This is a genomic window from Desulfitibacter sp. BRH_c19 (assembly GCA_001515945.1).
GTDB lineage: Bacteria > Bacillota > DSM-16504 > Desulfitibacterales > Desulfitibacteraceae > Desulfitibacter.
Genome location: LOER01000022.1, coordinates 51,951 through 71,617, shown reverse-complemented (window position 1 = coordinate 71,617; position 19,667 = coordinate 51,951). Strand labels below are relative to the sequence as shown.

The following is a 19,667-nucleotide window of genomic DNA, read 5'->3' as shown; positions in this document are numbered from 1 at the left end:
AACTACCTCCTTTTGTTATTTAAGTTTCTAAAGTAATACAGACATGTAAAAATAATTGCCAGGCTACCTATTTGAAATATATTAAAAGCTATACTATGATAATCAGGTTCCCAATAAGACACAAAGCTTCTACTGGTGGCTTTACTTAAAGGCCAAAATAGTGGTAATGCATCATTTACGTGGGTAAAAATATCTACAGCAATGTGAAAACCCCAGCCTAGAACAAAAAATATCCATTGTTTAGAGTAAATATAGACTACAGCAAGCATAATTCCCCATATTGCTATCGAATGTAGTGCATAGCCAACTACAGACAAAAAACCTGCTTCTAGTACAAGAAGGGGCAGTTTGTCAGGAATTGCACCTTGTTGAATAATTAACCCTAGTCCAGCTAAAAGAAATGGACTATCCACGAAAATAGATCCAGCAACAAACTTTATAACAGTTGAATGCCTATGTAGTAAAACAAATGCCCAAAGTCCATGACTTATAGTATCCAAAAGAATATCTCTCCTACCCAATAAACTCCTTAATAATAGAATTTAAAGGAATCTCTTTTCCATCTAGAGATGAAACATACGTTATAAACCTTAATAGCCTCTGTGCTTCTATATAATCCGGACTGAATTTATCAATTTCAAGTAAAAGCGGTTGTGCATAGTGCTTTAAAACTGCTAATTCATATATCAATGAGGAGTTAAACATTATATCTGCATCTTCTTGAAAGGGGAATATACTTCTATCCTCGCCTCTTCTGACCGATGGCCAAATCCTTAATGTATCTGAAGCACTAAGACCCCGGTATTGGTAATCTCTTACAATCCTCCTAAGTTTACGTATATCAGTAGTTGGTATTCTATTATGGTTATCAATATTTAATTGCGTCAAACATGAAATATAAATTTTATATTTATGGTCTTTAGGAATTGAATAAGTAAGTTTTTCATTTAAGCCATGAATGCCCTCTATTATAATAGGTTGATCTGGTCTAATTTGTACTTTACGACCAAAATCCTCCCTCATACCAGTCTTAAAGTTAAATATTGGCATTTCCACTTCTTCACCCTGAATTAGTTGGGTCAAGTGTTCATTTAATAATTGCAAATCTATAGCCTCTATAGACTCAAAATCATATTCGCCCTTATCATCAAGGGGAGTTTTTTCTCTATCTACGAAATAATTATCCATCGATATGGAAATTGGCTTTAAACCATTGACCATTAACTGAATCATAAGCCTATCAGCAAATGTCGTCTTTCCAGATGAAGACGGTCCAGCTATGAGAATCACATTACCTCTATCCTTGTGCTCTTCTATTTCATCAGCAATATTTGCAACCTTCTTTTCATGAAGAGCTTCTGCTACTTTTATTAGCACTGATACGTTATTATTAACTATAGCGTCATTTAAATCTGCAATAGTATTAACTTCCATGATTTCTGCCCATCTTTCAGCCTCATAAAATATTTTTGCTAATTTTGGCTGTGGTACAAATTCGGGTATACGTTCTGGATTCTGAGCTAGAGGAAAACGTATTATCACCCCTGGCAAATGAAATTGCAAGGTGAACTTCTTCAAATACCCAGTATTAGGTACTACATATCCGTAAAAGAAATCATACATCCAACCTGTTTTATAAACCTTACCCCTAGACGTAGGCAGATATTTTAGCATTTTAACCTTGTCAACCTGCCCATATTCTTCAAAGATTTTAAGAGCTTCTTCTCTAGAAATTTCCCTTTTTTCAATAACTTCATCAGCTTCAATTATTTCTTTCATTCTATTTTCTATGCTTTTCACTAAAGCCTCTGTAAGTTTTTTCCCTTTAATCTCACAATATAGACCCTTTGAAAGTGAATGCTCAATCATCACATCACTATTTGGAATCATTTCCCTGGCTGCTCGAATAAATATAAAGCTCAAGCTTCTAGCATAAATCCTATTGCCTGTGTCACTAGTTATGTCAATAAATTTCAATTCAGAAGGCTCATAAATACAAAAATTTAGATCCCTAAGCTCATTATTTACTGTTGCTGCAACAATTGGGTATGGTACTTCACCTATCATTTTAGTTATTTCCAGCAAACTAGTTCCAGGTTCTATTAATAGTTTTTCACCCGTATTTAGAGTAACATTAATTGTCATAAATACCTCCATAATTCCTGCTTATGAGCAGCTGGTAATAACTATTTCTTCATAGTATGTTTAATTTCCTACCTTAAAATGTGTAGATATAATGAATTCAAACAAAATCTCTGGATATCCTTCATCCAGAGATTTTGTTTATTTGTAGCAACAATCAATTTAATTGTTTTTACTCTATTTAATAATCGCGCACGCGCGCAGCCTGATATGCATCCTCAACTTCTGGTACATCAGCCCACCAGATATCCCCAGCACCAGCTACTTGGTCAGCATAATTGCCTGTATCTAAGGAAACAATCGATATAGCGCCAAATAGTATAATACCAAAAACGATAAAAGTTACATTTCTCAACCATTTCGGTAAATTTTTACTTTCGTCTTGGGCCACTTTGCTCATTTAATTACTCTCCCCATTCACTCAATATATTTATTATCTAAATTATACTCCTCTCAATTCTAAAATGGAAGTGCAAAGAAATAACCGCTAAAAAAGATGTAAACTGTTAATGTTAGAATTAAGTTAAATATTGATTATATTAAATGGTCACCTGACATCAATTAGTTTCATTTGAACTACATTCAAGAACCTGTTTATAAATAAAACTTATTAAATGTATTTATCTATTACAAGTATTAATAATTATATTTAGATTTAATTATTCCTTTATGTAAAGAATTCCATTTAAACTTTTATGGACACAAAAATACTGCTTTTAAGGGCAGTATTTGTAGATAACTCGTGTTTGATTATTTGAGAGTATTCTATCTGTCATCCATATAACATCTTACCTTGCCAATATGTTCTGGGGTTGTACCACAGCAACCTCCCACTAAATGGGCACCGGCTTCGATACATTTCTTAATACCCTCCGCAAAGACTTCTGGTGACATATCATACTTAGTTATACCATCAACTAACTTTGGTTTACCCGCATTGGGCTGCACTATTACTGGTATGTTGGAAATTGATTTTATTGCAGAAACAACTTCAGCAAGTTCAGCAGGAGCTAACTCTCCACAGTTTGCACCTACCACATCTGCTCCCTCATCTACCGCATTTTGAACACACTCAGTTAAGTAGTTACCCATCATTGTTACAAAGCCCTTTGGAGTTTTAGAAAACGTATAGGAAACCAAGATAGGCAAATCAGAAATGCTTCGACAAGCACGCGTAACACAACGGGTTTCCCTTACATCAGTCTGGGTTTCAATTACAAACCCATCTATCCCGCCTTCTAAAAATATTTGTGCTTGTTCTCTAAAGTTTTGATAGAATTCTTCTTCTGTATAAGTTCCATATGGAGTTAATAGTTGTCCTGTAGAGCCCATATCAGCTAATACATATTTTCCTTTGGGGCAAGCCATTTTTGCAATCTCTACACCAGCCTTGTTTGCTGCCATCACATCAATATCAAGATTATGTGTTTGAACATAAATACGGTTACTTGTAAATGTATTTGTAAAGATCACATCACTACCAGCATCAAAATAATCCTTATGAATCTCCATAACATCTTTAGGGTTGTTTAAGTTAGCTACACCACCAGTTTCTATTCCTCTCTCAATCATCTGGGTTCCAATAGCTCCATCAACTAGAATTGTTTTTTTCAATTTCATAAAACTCCTAAAATCCATGATAATTACCCCCTGATATTTTATTTCAAGTAATCTATTATTTCCTCCGCAGCATGATTAAGGTTATCGCAGTTTACAGAAAGGTCATAATCTGCTACTTTTCCTGTTGGATAACCATATAGTGGGTCATAGTAGTCTTTTAAGAGTATGGTTGCAACCTCATCAAATCTTTTTTCATTAACCAAGTCAATAAGATTATTCATTTTATTCCGCCCAAGGGCCTTTTTTAAGTGTAAAATTGCATCTATTAATCTTTCCTCCGGAAAAGTGGCATAGTCTACTATCAGCCTGTCAACTCTTGTTTTGAGGCTAGCATATAAATGAATTTGTTTGCCAGTTTTCATTTTTTGAAATACAGAATCAGGAATATAAAGCTTACCTATTCGCTTACTTTCACATTCTATTACTGAATAGTTCAATTGATTGTTACATACATTTTCAAATATCTCAGCTTCAAATGCCTTTTGGCTTGGTTGATTCCCTCCATGAATCTGTCCAAAAACCGATCCTCTGTTATTAGCTATTTTCTCGATATCGATTGTTGGTATTTTTCTTTCTGACAATAACGATAACAAATCCGTTTTCCCCACACCCGTAAGGCCATTCAAAACAACCATCTCAGGAATATTTGTTATATCACTAAGGAAAGAATGGACCAACCTTCTATAGGCCTTGTAGCCCCCAGAGAGATATACAACCTTTAATCCCATTTCATTACAGTAGTCTTTTAAGCTTTGGCTCCTCATTCCCCCACGCCAACAGAATAAAATAATATTATCGTCGACATTCTGTGACGCACTTTTTATCTGCTCAAGAATATGCGGAAGCTTTGGTTCCACTATTTTATAACCAAGATCCTTTGCCCTTTCCGTGCAAATCTGTTTATAAACTGTTCCCACTTTTGTTCTTTCTTCATCTTCGAACAACGGGATATTTATCGCTCCTGGAATAGTCCCCTCCTTGTATTCACTCGGAGATCGGACATCAATACTTATGACATTATGTAGTTCTCTCATTTCTTCAATAGAAACTTTATTGCCTTTCAAATTTAATTCCTTCTTTCATTTATCCCTTTTCTTATGCTCAAAGAAAGACGCCTTGACAAAATGCCAAGGTGCCTGTTTTTAAATTTTTTCTGGTTCTCCGTAATCCACATCAAAAGTTTCAACTGTCATCTTCTTAATTCTCTGGTCTTCCTGAGGTTTATCTCTAGAATCCCGTTTTACACTCACTATCCTGTCAACTTCCTCCATACCTTCAGTAACCTTCCCAAAAGCAGCATAGTCCCTGTCTAAATGGGGAGACTTCTCTACCATAATAAAGAATTGAGAACCTGCAGAATTTGGAGCCATTGTTCTTGCCATGGAAAGCACTCCCCGCTCATGTTCCAAATCATTTGGAAATCCATTCTTGCTAAATTCCCCTTTAATGGAATACCCTGGCCCACCCATGCCTGAACCTTCAGAACAACCTCCCTGGACCATAAAACCTGGTATAACCCTGTGAAAAATTAAACCATCATAGAAACCTTTTTTAACTAATGACACAAAATTCCTAACAGTATTTGGTGCTTCCTCTGGATAAAGTTCAATTTTAACTAAACTTCCATTTTCCATTTCCATTGTTACTATTGGATTTTTAGACATATTACCATCCTTTCTCCTATTAATACTTCGAATGAAATTATTGTACCCTTTTTTAAGTAGTTTTGCAAAATTTAACCTTGCTTTGGATGTTTTTATTTTTTTATACATTATGGCACATAAACTGTTTCAAATATACTCAAACTAATACTGAAAAAATACATGACTTAATAAGCTGGGAACATTCCTCAGACATATATGTTAGGGACATTCCTCGTCCAAAAGGAATAGCTTTAAATAGAGGTGTGTGCCCAATACATTAATGCTCCAGAAGAAGTTTGTCCCCGCTCATTAAACAGGAGGTGTCACTATTTGATACATAGGAAAGTTAAACCAGTAGTGTTAATTTTAATTCTATTTATGTTTATGCTTCTTGCAGTTGGATGTCCTCCAGCTGAAGAACCTGCTCCGCAAGATCCAGAACCTCAACAACCTCAGGAGGAAGCCCAAAATATTGACCCATCAGAGCTTGTTGGTCAATGGGTTGGATCCAACCACTCAAACATAGTGCTTAGTCCAGCTGAAAGGGATAATTGTGTTGTATGTCATGATGGTGGTGCATTTGCAGAGCAAATAACAGAAATAGATCAGTTGGAAAGAGAGTTTCCTGTCTCAACTGATTGCCGGGCATGTCATACTGGACAGGGTAATGAGCTAATGCAATCTGGAACAGTAAGTATACCTTCTCAAGAAAATGTAGAGGCAGGTACTGGAGCACAATGTTTAGCTTGTCACAATGAGAGAAAAAACCCCACTATCGACGATGAAGACAGACCAGCACCCCACTATAGCAGTCAAGCAGGTATTTATACTGGAACAGGAGGTATAATGGCTGAGGATTTCGATTATGAAACTTCTTCTCATTTTGAAATTGAAAACACATGTAATGCCTGTCATATGACTCCAACTGAAGATGGATGGCAATCTCATACCTTTGCCGTAGATAATCTTGAAGCAGCATGTGGTGATTGTCATAGAGATATTACAGATGTTAACTTAGAGGCAAATGCGGACTATGATGGTAATGGTGAGGCTACAGGGTTCCAGGATGAAACTGAAGGATTGTTAACCCTTTTAGAGGAAGCAATTTCTGAATCCATAGATGGGGGATCCTTTGAATCAAGTCATGGCTCAGTAGTATTTACAGATGAAGCAGGTAATGAAATTCAAGCTCCTAATGAAGCTTACCAGGCAGCTTTTAACTATATGTTAGTTAGCAATGATGGTAGCTTGGGAATTCATAACCCAATATTCGTAGTTCAACTATTACAGCAGTCTTATAGTGAACTAACAGGAGAAGATGTACCCGATGCAGATATACAGTAAATTGTAGTAAAATAATAAGTAGGAGAGTATAAATCCCTCCTACTTATTTTTCTTGAAATATAAGCTTACTTTATTGCTCATATAGATTAGAACAATCTTTAATTATTAATTCATAGATATCCTTCCTTCGATCATTTAAAAGAGTAACTGTACCCGATTTACGATGACGTTTTAAAATTTCTAGGTCTAAATCTCCAACAACAACCATCTCAATGTTTGGACTACACTCCCCTAATATTCCATCTCTTGGGAAGGCAAAGTCAGATGGGGTAAATATAGCTGATTGGGCGTACTGGATATCCATATTTTCCACCTGAGTTAAATTGCCTACAGTACCTGCGATTACCGTATATGTCTGATTTTCAACAGACCTGGCCTGAGCACAATACCTTACCCGTAGATATCCTTGTCTCTCATCAGTACAAAAAGGCACAAAGATAATATTTGCTCCCATTTCTGTTACTATCCTTGATAATTCAGGAAACTCAATATCATAACAAATTAAAATGGAAATCTTGCCACAATCTGTATCAAAGACTCTTACTTCATTTCCACCCGATATGCCCCACCATTTTTTTTCATCTGGTGTTATATGAATTTTATATTGTTTCTCAATTGTTCCATCTCTTCTAAATAAATATGCAATGTTATAAATTTTGCCACTTTCTTCAACGAAGTGGGATCCTCCTATAATATTTACATTGTACTTAACAGCTAATTCCGTAAACATTTCTATATACTGTTCAGTAAACTCTGTAAGTTTACGCACAGATAGACTAGGGGACTTCTCTTCAACAAATGATAAAAGCTGTATTGTAAAAATTTCTGGAAATACAACAAAATCACTTTTATAATTTGAGCCTACATCAACAAAATACTCACATTGGTTAGCTAACTCCTCAAAAGAGGATATACTTTTCATCATGTATTGAATAACGCATACCCTTACTGGGAATGCAGTCTTAAAATGTTTTTTAGTTTGAGGGCGATAATCAATATTGAACCATTCCATAAGAATAGCATAATTTAGAGAGCGTTCATCATCCGGTAAGTAATTGGTATTTACTCTCTTGACTACAAAGTCATTTTTTAATTGAAAGCCTAATATAGGGTCAAAAATGTTATGAATTTTTACTTCTTTTACATATTGCCTTGGAGTCATTTGATCAGCATGTAAATGATAATTTGGAATTCTTCCTGCAATTATAATACTTTTTAGGTTCAGTTCTTGGACTAAATCTTTTCTAGCATCATAAAGCCTTTTGCCAATTTTCATATTACGAAAATCCGGATGCACCATTACTTCTATTCCATATAAATTTGTGCCTTCTGAATCATGATTAGTAATATAACCATCGTCAGTAATTTCATCAAAAGTATGCTGATCATCATACTCTTCAAAATCAACAATCAAACTAGAACATGATCCCACAATTTGTCCTTCATATTCAACACAAAATTGACCCTCAGGAAAAATTTTTAAATGGCTCTCAAGATGTCCCCGCGTCCATGTTTCCATTTTAGGAAAACATATTCTTCCTAGCTCAATAATATAATCAATGTCCTTTCTGGTTATATTTCTTAATACAATCTTTTTTTCGAATTTAGTTAGATCAATATTTGTCATTTATTGTGCTCCTTTTATGAAGGTGTTTAACAACTGTTAAGGGTACACTATTTCACTAGTTTATTGGTAATAGCGCTAATTAAAGAGAGCAGTATGGTGCCAATAATAGCAGCTAAAATCCCTGAAATTTCAAAACCATCTACGACAGAGGCCACCATAAATAATATAAAACCATTGATTACAAAGGTAAAGAGACCCAAAGTCAAAATATTTATTGGCAAAGTAAGTAATAACAATATGGGTCTAATAATTGCATTTACTATTCCTAAAACTAAAATAGCAATTAAAGCTGCTCCAAAGCCCTGTAAATTAATCCCCTGAATTATATTTGCAATTATAATCAAACCGAGAGCATTAATTACCCATCTTACTAGTAAACCTGTCATGCTTTTCACTCCCCAAAAAATGTTTTGTTATTATTTATGTCAAAGGCACTAAATCTATTCAACAGTTAACTATATTCATGTTTCTATTTTTTTTGTATTAATCCTTCATATCATGCAAAAAATGCTACTTCTTTGGGGGTAAGCAGTCTTTAATAGAAAAAGCCTTCAGCTCTTTTTAAAACTGAGGCCTTTTCCTAACTTATAATCTAAATACTTCTAGTTCCACCCTCCGTCTCTACAACTAAGAGTACCATCTCTTCTTGACCTGTTTCTACGTTGATATATACATAATAAATGTCCTCGCCCATTGTTCCTCGTATTTCATAGCACAATTTTTCTTCTAGATTGCTTAGCGGAATAAGAGCAAGTCTAACCTCTTCGATTTGTAATTCATGGTTAACTTTTTCTCTTGCTTCTTCCTCAGTAATTTCTGATTCAGGCAAATCTCTTTCTGTATGTGATGTGTAATACTTTGCTGCATCATAGCCAATTATATTGCCATTTTCAAGAGAAATAGTCACCTGAACCATATCAGGATAAATAATAACCTCATCCTGCACCAATGCTAGGTTTACCAGCAATTCGTTTCCTTCTTCAAGATGACCGATAGGAGTAAACTCACCTAGACCTAAATCATCAACAAACTCCTGTGCCCTAGAAAAAGCTTCTCCCCTATCTAATTGTTCGCCATCTGGAGTATCTGCTACTATCATCCAGACTACATGACCGCCTTGTTGGCTAATTCCTACACCTGCAGCTTCGTCTCTTTGGTCGGCTTCTCCAAACTGTACATGATATATAGGAATATCTCCTTCTGATGATTCACTTCTATTAGTATCAAAATCATAACCCAATTCACTCATGAATTCCTGGGCTATATTTGCTGCTTCCTGTGGACTGACTTCCTTTCCGGTTATCCCTCTTGGTTCCATATTGACAACATGGTCAGAAAATGGTCCATCATATGTTAGAGTTGGCACTTCATCTTGAAGACGCTCATCCATCTTGCCAAAACCATCAACCACATTCTGTGTTTCTGGAGTTAAGCGCTGCTGATTGTCACTTGTTAAATTTCCAAATCTAAACTTTCTATCCTGTGCTAAAGTAGTTAATTCCCTTAATTCTCTATGCATCGTTCGTGTTTCACCATGGAGTTCTTCTAAGGTTTCCTTTTCTTGTTCACTTATTTCAACATTATCAGCTAGCTTTGTAGCTAAAGAGTAACAAAAGTCACCGAGCTGTGCCATATATTGCTGACTCCGCATCATAGATGGCATCTCTAATGGGAGTTCACCTAAACTACCTCTTGCTCTCTCCGCCTCATGCCAAGCTGTTGACAGGGTTATTATATTGTGGCTGTTAGAGTTTGAAGCAAGTGCTTTTCCAAGGAGTACATCTAGATTTTCAGTACTATCAATCAAATCAAAAAACGCTGTTTGGTATCTGGCTTCTAGGGCATTGTCCATTGCATAAGTCCTGTTGCCTATTCCTGAATACCACATTAAACCTGCACCGATTAAAAGTGCCGCTAAAACACCTAAAAGTACGTTCTTATAATTTGCAAACCAATCTCTATAACTCAAAATTTTCACCTCACCTTCTTTTCAGTTAAAAGCCAAAAACATGTCGACCTATTCTTGATGTGACTGTTCTACTCCAAATCCATCTACTCGTTGCTGTAGCAGGGTTCCAGAAAAATGTCGCCCCACCAGTAGGATCCCAACCATTAAGTGCTAATCTGGCTGCTCTAACATGTTCGCTTGAAGGATTCACATTCCAAAAACTACCATTTAATATTGGTTCAAAAGCTAGTGGCTGATATATTACACCATTTACTGTAGGGGGAAAACGTGGATCCCTTATCCTATTAGCAATAACGGCTGCAACAGCAACTTGCCCGTCGAAAGGTTCTCCCCGAGCTTCAGCTGCTACCATTCTGGAAATCATCCATACATCATCTTGCCGTGGTTGACCCACCCCACCCTGGGCTGGTATGAACTGATCTATAGCTCCCTGCTGAACAGCAGAAAACATTCCAAAGGCTATACCAACCAAGAATATACCAAGTATGAAGCCACCTATAAACTGTCTCATAAACAACCTCCCTTTCGTGTTTTTCCATGTTATATTTCCCTCCTTTTAAAAGAATTATTCTTTGAGCTAGTAAGTATTGGGATAAATGAAGGATTCGTCAATTATGCTGTTGAAATATATACATAATATATGTAAATGCATTTAATGGTAATAATTATAATAGAATATATTTTCATAGGAGTGGTTTAAATGGACATTGCTTGGAGTAAAGTTCAAAGGCAAAGACTAGTTGAATTAAATGCAGATCCTTCATTTTTGGAGCATCTTTTTGAGAATACAAGAGCAAGAGACAAGGCTTTTCAAGAACTCGATAAAAAGCTGGTAACAGAAAACAAGAAAAACTTATTTAAACTAAAAACTAATGAATTTCGTCCTTTACTTTGTCAACTAGAAAGTAAGCTTACTGAACGCCTTACACAGGAGGGCTTTGTACAGGTAGTTACTCCACATATTTTGCCAAAAGAAATGCTTGATAAAATGACCATCACAAGTGAACATCCTCTGTCAAATCAGGTATTCTGGGTAGACAAAAACAAATGTCTCCGTCCCATGCTTGCTCCTAATCTCTATTCTCTATTGAGAGACTTAGAGCGAATATGGGAAAAACCTATTAAAATTTTTGAGATTGGTACATGCTTTCGCAAAGAATCTCAGGGAGCAAACCATTTAAATGAGTTTACCATGCTTAATCTTGTTGAATTGGGAGAGCTCGAGGGGAAACAAACCGAGAGGCTCAAAGAGCTTGCACATATTGTCATGGAAGCAGCAGATATAACAAATTATAGTCTGGAGAACTGCGAATCAGAAGTCTATATTGAGACTATCGATGTAGTCGTAAATGATTTGGAAATAGGATCAGGAGCCTATGGACCTCATTCCTTGGACAATAGCTGGGGTATATTTGACCCCTGGGTAGGAATAGGTTTTGGCTTAGAAAGATTGGTAACTGTTAAAAAAGGTTTTAAAAATATTCGAAGGACTGGGCGAAGTATTTCATACCTTGATGGGTCCCGTTTAAATATTTAAACCATTTTATTTAGACTGGAGGAGTTATGAATTGTGACAAGATTAACTGAAGTGGACCTGAAAGATTTAAATCAACAGATTAGAGCTTATGATAGAAGATTACTTGAAAATTGTGGAGTAAATCTGGCTGAAATTGCTGTCTCTGCAGCGGGTATAACCATCAAAGACTTCAAAGAAGCTATTTCAAACAGTAAAGTCGCTGTTGTGCCAATAACATCTGGCCAAGGAATAATTGGTAATTTTTCTCAATCAATACAAAGCTTTATAAATTATTTAGGTTTTCATGTTTTTGTAACAAATAACTACGATGTATCAGGTATTGCAGAAGCTATTAACAGGGATGCTGATATTATTTTTATGGCTGATGACAACCAATTTATAGCTATCAACCTGGCATCTAGAAAAGTGGTAGACAATGGAGAAGCAACAGGGAAAGGGTTTGTAAAAGCCTTGAGTCTATTATCCAATGGATTAAAAAACTGTGAGGTCTTAGTAGTTGGGGCTGGGATAGTAGGAAGCCATTGTATAGATTATCTCTTAAATATGGAAGCAAAGGTTGCAGTATGTGATATAGATAAAGATAAATTATCCTCCCTAAATCCAAGTATCATTATTGAAGAAAGCCTTTCTGAAGCTATTCCAAAATACAAATATATTATCGATGCATCTCCTGAAAAAGCCTTTATGACTTTAAATAATTTACACCAGGAGGCCAAAATATCCGCTCCAGGAATGCCACTAGGTGTATCTGATGAAGCTTATGAGGTATTTAAAAATAGAATTATCCATGACCCATTACAAATAGGCGTAGTAACAATGCTAGCCATGGCAGTCCAAGGAGCAAACAACAAGAGCTAAACAGAAGTAAAAGTCCGCCATAAGGCGGACTTTGTTTATCCATTCTTTTTCTCTCTTAATTCCGAACCATAATGTTGAGTAAACATAGTAGTTGAAAATTTTTCTAGCTTCCAACTAGGTATCTTGCATGCTTTACAGGTGCCAGTCATCCATTTATTGCGTAGCCATCTGGCTGCACGACTATTTTTTGAGTTCATAACTGTAAAGGTTTGATTACAATGAGTGGTTATTTCAGCATATTTTCCTTTTTCCTTGATGGACTTAATACCATGAATCACACCAGTACGAGAGGGCCAAAGCTTTATTTTGTTTAATAGTCGGAAAAAATCAACTTGCTTTCTATAGTACCTTTTCTTTTCAGTCATATTCCATACCCTCCAATTCGAGAATTATCCTGTTGGACAAGAATCACTATGCTCCGATATTTTGAGATGATCCATGATATTCTTTAGCACCTTTGCCCGCTTATTCCAAACTTCATGATAGCCCTCTGCTGTCATTATTAAAGTAGCCACCCAAAATTCTTTGCCTGGTCTATAATTAGTTACGGCTTCGTCAGCTCCAAAAAAATCCTCTTTAAGGTTTAACGGGCCAGCGTTAGCCATTATATGTTCACCAAGTATCTCTATTCTCTGAGAAGATACTGATATATGTTCAAAGATTACATGACTGATATTCAAACTTTTTTTGATAACAGGTAATTTGCCAAATACATAGATATCAGCAAGTTGAGTTAGCATATTAATTCCAGTAGACTTATAAACCGTTATAGGTGTTTGACTTGGTAATCTGGCATCAATTTCCAATACCTTTAGTTTACCATTTTGATTAATTACCTCAACATCCATTATTCCTGTGAGGTTTAAAACACTAGCTATCTTTTCTGTTATTTCATGCAATTGTTTTTCGAGGTTATCCCCAATATTTACTGGTGCTAAGACTCTCTTACAATCATAGGTTGAGTCTACCTGTATTTCTGTAGTTTGAAATGTAACATACTTACCCTTATACCCCATTACCTCTAAAGAATACGATGGTCCATCCAAGTATTCTTGTATTACCCATTTTTCATCTTTGCTCTGAATATTGTTGTTAATAAATTCTTCTAAAGTCCTAAGGTCAGTAAATCTTCTTACACCATGACTGCCACTTAAACCTGAAGGTTTTGCTATTACAGGAACACTACAATTAGGCCAATATTTTGGTGATGGTATATTGTTCTTCGCAAATAGCTTGTCAGATTTTAATTTGGAAGATGATATTATATTGGATTTTATGTCAAAGGCAACTGGAATATCTTCTTTAACAGCTATCTTTTCAATGACTTTTACAGCATCAGCATCCTCCAAAGCAGGGATAATTAAATCCTTGCCGCGTATAATTTCGGCAAAGGTTTCACTTTGATCATTCATTATATTAATTCTATGAAAGACATCACACATACCTGTTGCTGCTGCATTTTCCTTCTTATCAACAAGGATAACCTCCCATCCAGCTTTTTTCGCTAAATAGGTAGCCTCTACTCCCTGTAATTTTCCACCCACTATTACTACCTTCATATGACAGACCCTGTTGGCAAATTATGAACTTTTTTCTTTTTCTCTTCATCTACCCAGTTTTTATATTCCTCTACTGAGGCTTTTTTAAGACCCATTTCTTGGAGAACTGGAGTAATTCCTTGAACTGTTCTATGGCCTTCCTTTATGTCCTTGCTATTTTGTGCCACACCAGCCAACCCAGACATTGGAGGTATAATAGAGGTAATTACATTTGCTCCTGCATCTAGACGTTCCCGTAAACCTTCAATCCCATCAATATCAAGAGAAGCAGGTATTAGCTTATCCGGAAACAAAAGTCTTAAAAGAGCAATTACCTTAATCTCTGTATCCGGTGAAGTTTTCGAATGGGCCTCCATAGTAATTCCCGTCTGTGGAACAAAGCTCATGACACGAACCTGATGGGCTCCTAAATTTCTCATGTTTTCCATCGAAAGGGCTATATCTTGGGCTGTATCACCTACACCTGTTAAGATCCCTTCTTCCACCAATAGTCCTGCTGCAATAGCTTTTATTTTACTTTGAAGCCTCTCCTCATAGCTCTGATTGATACGCAGAGTCTTAAATAATTCTTCATTATGTGTTTCTTGGTAGCAAGCATACCAATCTGCACCTAAGGTTACAAATTTCTTGAGATTTTCTTCAGAAACTACACCAGGAGAAACCATAACAGGTAGCTTGGTTTGTAATTTGACATCTTCAATTAATTCCATCAATGAATTAAACCCACCACTATTTAAATGGTATTTAGGGTCTTCACCCATTGTTAAGTCTATAAGATGAACTCCAGATTCTGCAAGGCCCAGTACTGTGTTCATTATTTCATCATTGGATTTTCTGTACCTTTGACTTTGTGTATTGGATTTTCTATAATAGCAAAAAGCACAATCATTACGACACCAAGTTGAAAAATAAACAAAGCCATAAAGAAACACTTTATTGCTAAAATACCTATTACGTAATTCACGTGCTTTTTCGTAAACCTTTTGAAGTTCTTCTTTTTTATTTAATGTTAAAATATAAACTATTTCATTTCTAGATAAAAACTGGTTTTTATCTGCCTTGTCCAGTATTTGCTCCAAGCTTGCTTTTGGATCAATCCTTTGCACTTAGGCCACCTCTTTTAAAGTATTATTATAAAAGATTCTAGCCATTGCTAGAATCTTTTATTAAACAAAGTTTGGCGAGGAGTCCGGGGGTTCCACCCGGCTACGTAAATTTAGAGTCTACGCGATCTATGCCGATCCACCCCCCATAATTGTGAAAAAGCACGACTATTATTATATTAGACATGGAATGAATAAATCCTTCCTAAATCTACAGTTTACCATAATTTTACCGAGATATATCTAATTAAAACAGCTATCAGAAAAATTGATTAACTGAACAGTATCACCATTTTTTAAAGAAGCAGCATTTGCTTCATCAATATCAACATGCATTTCAAGCTTATATTTGTCACTAACTCTGACCAAGACTTCTAGAAAAACCATCACCCTTTGGCCTGAGGTCTTAACATTTACCTTATCTCCATCCTTAACTCCCAACTTAAGAGCATCAGAGGTGTGCATGTGAATGTGTCTTGCTGCTATCATAGTACCTTCATTTATAGTAACAGCCCCAGCAGGACCAACTAGGGTTAAGCCAACTGATCCTTGTAGTTTTCCGGAGTCTCTTATAGGTGCTTGAACACCTAGTTTAAAGCAATCCGACAATGAAATTTCAACCTGTGTCTTATCTCTTGTAGGACCCAAAACTCTAACCTTTTCTATTACACCTTTTGGACCAACTAAGGTAACTGTTTCTACACAGGCATACTGGCCAGGTTGAGACAACTCCTTGAAAATGCGCAAATTTACATTTTTTCCGAATAAGGCTTCTAAATCACCTTGGGAAAGATGGACATGGCGATTAGAGATGCCTATAGGAATTGTATCCTTATCTAAAATTTGGCATTCTATTTTATCCTTTTTTTGATCTTTTAGATGCCTATATACTACTTCTGTCACAAGTTCAATCAATTGCTTTTGATTCATTACTTCACCTGCTTTTACGCATGTTTTCCTTCTTGAAGTCTGGCTATTACCTGCTTCACTACCTCTGCAACTTGATCTGGGCTATACATGTCTGAAGAGGTGCTTTCTGTATTATTTTCAAAATCTACATTTACAGTTCCATAAGCAAGCTTCTTAGTGTTTATTAAATGTAATGGAGTAAGGTTATCAGAAAGACTACTTCCTCCCCAAGTACCACATCCTAATGTCATTGAAGGTGCAAGTCCTGTTGAAAAACCAACACCACCTAGTGCTGATGGCGTGTTAACTAAAATTCTAAAAACAGGTTTTACAATAAACTCTCTAATAATTTCTTCATTTTGAGAATGAATTGCAAATGAGTGACCTATTCCTCCAAGTTTTAGTAGTTCAATACTTAGTAGACAACCCTCATGCCAGTCTTTAACTACATAAAAACCTAGGACTGTGGTTAATTTTTCATGGGATAATGGGTATTCCGGACCATATCCATCCAATGGTGCAACTAAAATCTTAGTTTTTGCGGGTATTTGTACACCTGCTTTATTTGCTATAAAGTCAGGACTTTTTCCCACAAAGGCTGGATTCATTCCACCTTTAGGTGTCATTATAAGTCTACTAACCTTCTCTGTTTCTTCTCTATTTAAGAAGTGAGCTCCCTGGTTTTTTAGCTCTTTGATCACTTGATCCTTTATTGGTTCATCAACTACTATTGCCTGTTCTGAGGCACATATCATTCCATTATCAAATGTCTTACTTGTGATAATATCTTTTACTGCCTGCTTTATATTAGCACTTCTTTCTATAAAGGCTGGAACATTACCAGGCCCTACTCCTAAGGCTGGTTTTCCCGCACTATATGCTGCCTTAACCATGGCAGATCCCCCTGTGGCAACTATTACCGATATTGCCTCATGGTGCATAAGCTCGTTAACTGCTTGCATACTCACCTTTGACAGACAGCTTACTACGCCATCTGGAGCTCCTGCCTTAACGGCAGCTTCATTAATTATTTGAGCAGTTGCACAACTACATTTAATTGCGGCTGGGTGTGGTGAGAAAACTATTGCATTACCTGCCTTTATGGCACACAAAGCGTTGTGTATCAATGTTGATGTTGGATTTGTTGTAGGAATAATTCCAAGTATCACTCCTACAGGAACTGCAATTTCAACTACTTTATTAACAGTATCCTCTTTTATTACTCCTGTTGTTTTTAACTCTTTTATATATTCATATACATCCTTACCTGCAAATAAATTCTTAATAACTTTGTGCTCAACTATTCCATATTTGGTTTCATCTACAGCCATTTTTGCAAGCCACCTAGCATTTTCCACAACTGCTTCGGACATGTAGGCAAGAATTTTATTTATTTGTTCCTCTGAGAAGGTGGCTAAAACCTCCTGAGCTTCTTTTGCTTTTCTTGCGGTATCCCTTGCTTCTTGAATTATCCGTAAATCATAATCTATTGCCACCTATATCCCCCTTTCTCTCTCCGGTACGTTGTCTATCTATAGCTGCGAATAACGTAAAACTCTCAAATATTGCTCTTATTAGTTTTTTGTTTTGGTTATTTCTTTGATAAGAACTTCCTTATTTGCTACAGATATTTGACGTCCAGTTAGTGAAATGCCCTCTATCTTTCTTGCTAATTTTCTTAACTGACCTACTGTTAGCTTATCTAAATCTACGTCATTTTCTTCTTCTGGTGCTTTTTCTTCTTCCTTCGGTTCCTCTAAAACCTGCTCTTCTTCATAAGGTTTATCAGGGGTTGGAAAAGGAAGGATTGGTTCTAATTCTAGATGAGGTCTGGCAATTACATGTACAGAAATAAGTTCTCCCACTCTCTGAGCTGCTGATGCCCCAGCATCTGTTGCGGCTTTAACTGCTCCTACATCTCCTCTTACCATTATCGTTACTAATCCACCACTTATATTTTCTTTGCCTACCAATACCACATTTGCAGCTTTTACCATTGCGTCTGCTGCTTCTATTGCTCCAACCAAACCCCTGGTTTCAACCATTCCAAGTGCCGATCGATTCATGTCCCCCAACCCCCTTCTTAATGTACAGCGACACACCTCAAATAATGTAAGGGGACACACCTTTTCAAGGTCTATCATTTGGGCTTAGGAATGTCCCCAATTACATAGCTTTTGGGCTGAGGAATGTCCCCAGCATTTTTTAACCAGTATTTACTTAGTACTTGGTAAAATTGCTTCTACATCACTATGTGGTCTTGGAATTACGTGTACGGAAATAAGTTCTCCTACTCTTTGTGCAGCTGCTGCTCCAGCATCTGTTGCCGCTTTAACTGCTCCCACGTCTCCTCTTACCATTACTGTTACAAGTCCACCACCTACATGTTCTTTTCCTATCAATGTAACATTTGCTGCTTTTACCATTGCATCTGCTGCTTCTATTGATCCTACCAAACCTTTAGTTTCAATCATTCCTAATGCACTATTCATTTAAAATTACCTCCTTGAATTTTTGTTTTTTGTAATATAGAATACAGGAGTCAGTAGACCCCATTCTTCTGAATTCTGCACTTAAACCTTATTACTTCTCATACCCTGACAATTCAGCCCAGTTAGCTGGATAGGTTACAAAGAAAAATTTAACCTTATCAGGTGCAGAGAATGTTACCTTGGTATCTGCAGGGATAAAAAATACATCTCCCGCTTTTCCTGTGTATTTCTTTCCATTTATTATGAACTCAAGAGTTCCTTCTACTATATAGTCAATTTCATCATAGGTTAGATGCCAATCAAAAGTTGTTTTTTCCATTGACATAAAGCCGGTTGCCATATTTGGACTCTCTTTAATATTTAGAATTTCTTTTATCTTTACGTTATGATTTGGATCTCCTGTATTAAAATTTTCTAATACAACAGTATCACCTTTTACAAGCCTTAATCCACTTGCATCGGCTTCTTTAACTAGCTGGGATGGCCGTTGTGTTTGATTGAGGTTTTTCATTACCTCTCCAACTATTTTTGCAATCATTGCTGGATCTACCCCTGTAACTTCGTGCTTGACAGTCTCGATAGTATCTGTACATGCTTTGACTTCTGCGTCATCCTGCTTAGTTTCATAAACTTCCTTTGCTTGTGCACCAAGTACTATTTTGATTCCATACTCACCTGCTGCATCTTTTGCTGCTGGAGTAATAATTGTATTAGTATCTACATACATTGTCTTTTTGCCCTTACCCAAAAATTGCTTTATCTCTGAAACTGTAATTAATGTTTTCAAAAATTCACCTCCTTAAGCGGAATATGGACACACTTCTTAATGGATTTACCAGCCAGGAGAACCGTCCCCATGGTTGG

General features: G+C 36.3%; 21 protein-coding genes. 3 read left to right on the top strand and 18 right to left on the bottom strand.

The window, feature by feature from the left end; translation table 11 throughout:
* Positions 1-2: 2 nt before the first annotated feature.
* The 6 genes from APF76_15395 to APF76_15370 all read right to left on the bottom strand — a co-directional run bounded on the left by APF76_15395 (position 3) and on the right by APF76_15370 (position 5,426).
* Positions 3-521 carry a hypothetical protein gene (locus APF76_15395; GenBank protein KUO51762.1) on the bottom strand — a complete coding sequence of 173 codons (519 nt, stop codon included), beginning with the start codon at positions 519-521 and terminating at the stop codon, positions 3-5.
* Entirely contained in the window at positions 514-2,157 is a 1,644-nt protein-coding gene (locus APF76_15390) for an AAA family ATPase (GenBank protein KUO51761.1), read from the bottom strand. Before APF76_15390 ends, APF76_15395 begins: the two co-directional genes overlap by 8 nt.
* Positions 2,158-2,323: 166 nt before the next feature.
* Positions 2,324-2,542, bottom strand: a complete 219-nt coding sequence (locus tag APF76_15385) for a hypothetical protein (protein KUO51760.1) — start codon at positions 2,540-2,542, stop codon at positions 2,324-2,326.
* A 365-nt stretch (positions 2,543-2,907) separates the two neighbouring features.
* Complete coding sequence (locus APF76_15380; protein ID KUO51759.1) at positions 2,908-3,780, bottom strand: hypothetical protein; 873 nt, start codon at positions 3,778-3,780, stop codon at positions 2,908-2,910.
* A gap of 20 nt (positions 3,781-3,800) precedes the next feature.
* Positions 3,801-4,796 carry a hypothetical protein gene (locus tag APF76_15375; GenBank protein KUO51782.1) on the bottom strand — a complete coding sequence of 332 codons (996 nt, stop codon included), beginning with the start codon at positions 4,794-4,796 and terminating at the stop codon, positions 3,801-3,803.
* 108 nt (positions 4,797-4,904) lie between these two features.
* A complete protein-coding gene (locus APF76_15370; GenBank protein KUO51758.1) occupies positions 4,905-5,426 on the bottom strand; it encodes a peptidylprolyl isomerase in 522 nt (173 codons plus the stop codon).
* A 309-nt stretch (positions 5,427-5,735) separates the two neighbouring features.
* On the opposite strand from APF76_15370, the gene APF76_15365 reads away from it, so the two are divergent.
* Positions 5,736-6,749 (top strand): hypothetical protein, encoded by a 1,014-nt coding sequence (locus tag APF76_15365; GenBank protein KUO51757.1) that lies wholly within the window; start codon positions 5,736-5,738, stop codon positions 6,747-6,749.
* Between the two features lie 70 nt (positions 6,750-6,819).
* Here the strand turns inward: APF76_15365 and APF76_15360 are convergent, their stop codons facing one another.
* The 4 genes from APF76_15360 to APF76_15345 form a co-directional block, all read right to left on the bottom strand.
* Positions 6,820-8,376: a carbon-nitrogen hydrolase gene (locus APF76_15360; GenBank protein ID KUO51756.1), complete on the bottom strand. Its 1,557-nt coding sequence runs from the start codon at positions 8,374-8,376 to the stop codon at positions 6,820-6,822.
* Positions 8,377-8,423: 47 nt separating this feature from the next.
* Positions 8,424-8,762 carry a hypothetical protein gene (locus APF76_15355; protein ID KUO51755.1) on the bottom strand — a complete coding sequence of 113 codons (339 nt, stop codon included), beginning with the start codon at positions 8,760-8,762 and terminating at the stop codon, positions 8,424-8,426.
* A 206-nt stretch (positions 8,763-8,968) separates the two neighbouring features.
* Positions 8,969-10,345: a hypothetical protein gene (locus tag APF76_15350; GenBank protein ID KUO51754.1), complete on the bottom strand. Its 1,377-nt coding sequence runs from the start codon at positions 10,343-10,345 to the stop codon at positions 8,969-8,971.
* Between the two features lie 25 nt (positions 10,346-10,370).
* A complete protein-coding gene (locus APF76_15345; GenBank protein KUO51753.1) occupies positions 10,371-10,856 on the bottom strand; it encodes a hypothetical protein in 486 nt (161 codons plus the stop codon).
* A gap of 189 nt (positions 10,857-11,045) precedes the next feature.
* Between APF76_15345 and APF76_15340 the strand changes: the two genes are divergently transcribed.
* Positions 11,046-11,882, top strand: coding sequence for a Pyrrolysine--tRNA(Pyl) ligase (locus tag APF76_15340; GenBank protein ID KUO51752.1), 837 nt, complete (start codon positions 11,046-11,048; stop codon positions 11,880-11,882).
* Between the two features lie 33 nt (positions 11,883-11,915).
* Entirely contained in the window at positions 11,916-12,740 is an 825-nt protein-coding gene (locus APF76_15335) for a hypothetical protein (GenBank protein KUO51751.1), read from the top strand.
* Between the two features lie 35 nt (positions 12,741-12,775).
* Here APF76_15335 and APF76_15330 read toward each other — a convergent pair whose 3' ends face one another.
* The 8 genes from APF76_15330 to APF76_15295 form a co-directional block, all read right to left on the bottom strand.
* Positions 12,776-13,105 (bottom strand): hypothetical protein, encoded by a 330-nt coding sequence (locus APF76_15330; protein KUO51750.1) that lies wholly within the window; start codon positions 13,103-13,105, stop codon positions 12,776-12,778.
* A gap of 24 nt (positions 13,106-13,129) precedes the next feature.
* A complete protein-coding gene (locus APF76_15325; protein KUO51749.1) occupies positions 13,130-14,299 on the bottom strand; it encodes a hypothetical protein in 1,170 nt (389 codons plus the stop codon).
* A complete protein-coding gene (locus APF76_15320; GenBank protein KUO51781.1) occupies positions 14,296-15,396 on the bottom strand; it encodes a methylornithine synthase PylB in 1,101 nt (366 codons plus the stop codon). Before APF76_15320 ends, APF76_15325 begins: the two co-directional genes overlap by 4 nt.
* Positions 15,397-15,645: 249 nt before the next feature.
* Positions 15,646-16,257, bottom strand: coding sequence for a phosphate propanoyltransferase (locus APF76_15315; protein ID KUO51780.1), 612 nt, complete (start codon positions 16,255-16,257; stop codon positions 15,646-15,648).
* Positions 16,258-16,346: 89 nt separating this feature from the next.
* On the bottom strand, positions 16,347-17,807 hold the full coding sequence (locus APF76_15310) for an acetaldehyde dehydrogenase (protein KUO51748.1): 1,461 nt from the start codon (positions 17,805-17,807) through the stop codon (positions 16,347-16,349).
* Positions 17,808-17,885: 78 nt separating this feature from the next.
* On the bottom strand, positions 17,886-18,377 hold the full coding sequence (locus tag APF76_15305; protein ID KUO51747.1) for a hypothetical protein: 492 nt from the start codon (positions 18,375-18,377) through the stop codon (positions 17,886-17,888).
* 150 nt (positions 18,378-18,527) lie between these two features.
* Positions 18,528-18,803: an ethanolamine utilization protein EutM gene (locus APF76_15300; protein KUO51746.1), complete on the bottom strand. Its 276-nt coding sequence runs from the start codon at positions 18,801-18,803 to the stop codon at positions 18,528-18,530.
* 91 nt (positions 18,804-18,894) lie between these two features.
* On the bottom strand, positions 18,895-19,590 hold the full coding sequence (locus APF76_15295; protein KUO51745.1) for a hypothetical protein: 696 nt from the start codon (positions 19,588-19,590) through the stop codon (positions 18,895-18,897).
* Positions 19,591-19,667: the final 77 nt, after the last annotated feature.

Bases quoted from the DNA above. Each gene is read 5' to 3' on its own strand.
- APF76_15380 (KUO51759.1), bottom strand. From the start codon at position 3,780: ATGGATTTTAGGAGTTTTATGAAATTGAAAAAAACAATTCTAGTTGAT.
- APF76_15355 (KUO51755.1), bottom strand. From the start codon at position 8,762: ATGACAGGTTTACTAGTAAGATGGGTAATTAATGCTCTCGGTTTGATT.
- APF76_15385 (KUO51760.1), bottom strand. From the start codon at position 2,542: ATGAGCAAAGTGGCCCAAGACGAAAGTAAAAATTTACCGAAATGGTTG.
- APF76_15340 (KUO51752.1), top strand. From the start codon at position 11,046: ATGGACATTGCTTGGAGTAAAGTTCAAAGGCAAAGACTAGTTGAATTA.
- APF76_15325 (KUO51749.1), bottom strand. From the start codon at position 14,299: ATGAAGGTAGTAATAGTGGGTGGAAAATTACAGGGAGTAGAGGCTACC.
- APF76_15390 (KUO51761.1), bottom strand. From the start codon at position 2,157: ATGGAGGTATTTATGACAATTAATGTTACTCTAAATACGGGTGAAAAA.
- APF76_15375 (KUO51782.1), bottom strand. From the start codon at position 4,796: ATGAGAGAACTACATAATGTCATAAGTATTGATGTCCGATCTCCGAGT.
- APF76_15360 (KUO51756.1), bottom strand. From the start codon at position 8,376: ATGACAAATATTGATCTAACTAAATTCGAAAAAAAGATTGTATTAAGA.
- APF76_15345 (KUO51753.1), bottom strand. From the start codon at position 10,856: ATGAGACAGTTTATAGGTGGCTTCATACTTGGTATATTCTTGGTTGGT.
- APF76_15305 (KUO51747.1), bottom strand. From the start codon at position 18,377: ATGAATCGATCGGCACTTGGAATGGTTGAAACCAGGGGTTTGGTTGGA.
- APF76_15370 (KUO51758.1), bottom strand. From the start codon at position 5,426: ATGTCTAAAAATCCAATAGTAACAATGGAAATGGAAAATGGAAGTTTA.
- APF76_15330 (KUO51750.1), bottom strand. From the start codon at position 13,105: ATGACTGAAAAGAAAAGGTACTATAGAAAGCAAGTTGATTTTTTCCGA.
- APF76_15300 (KUO51746.1), bottom strand. From the start codon at position 18,803: ATGAATAGTGCATTAGGAATGATTGAAACTAAAGGTTTGGTAGGATCA.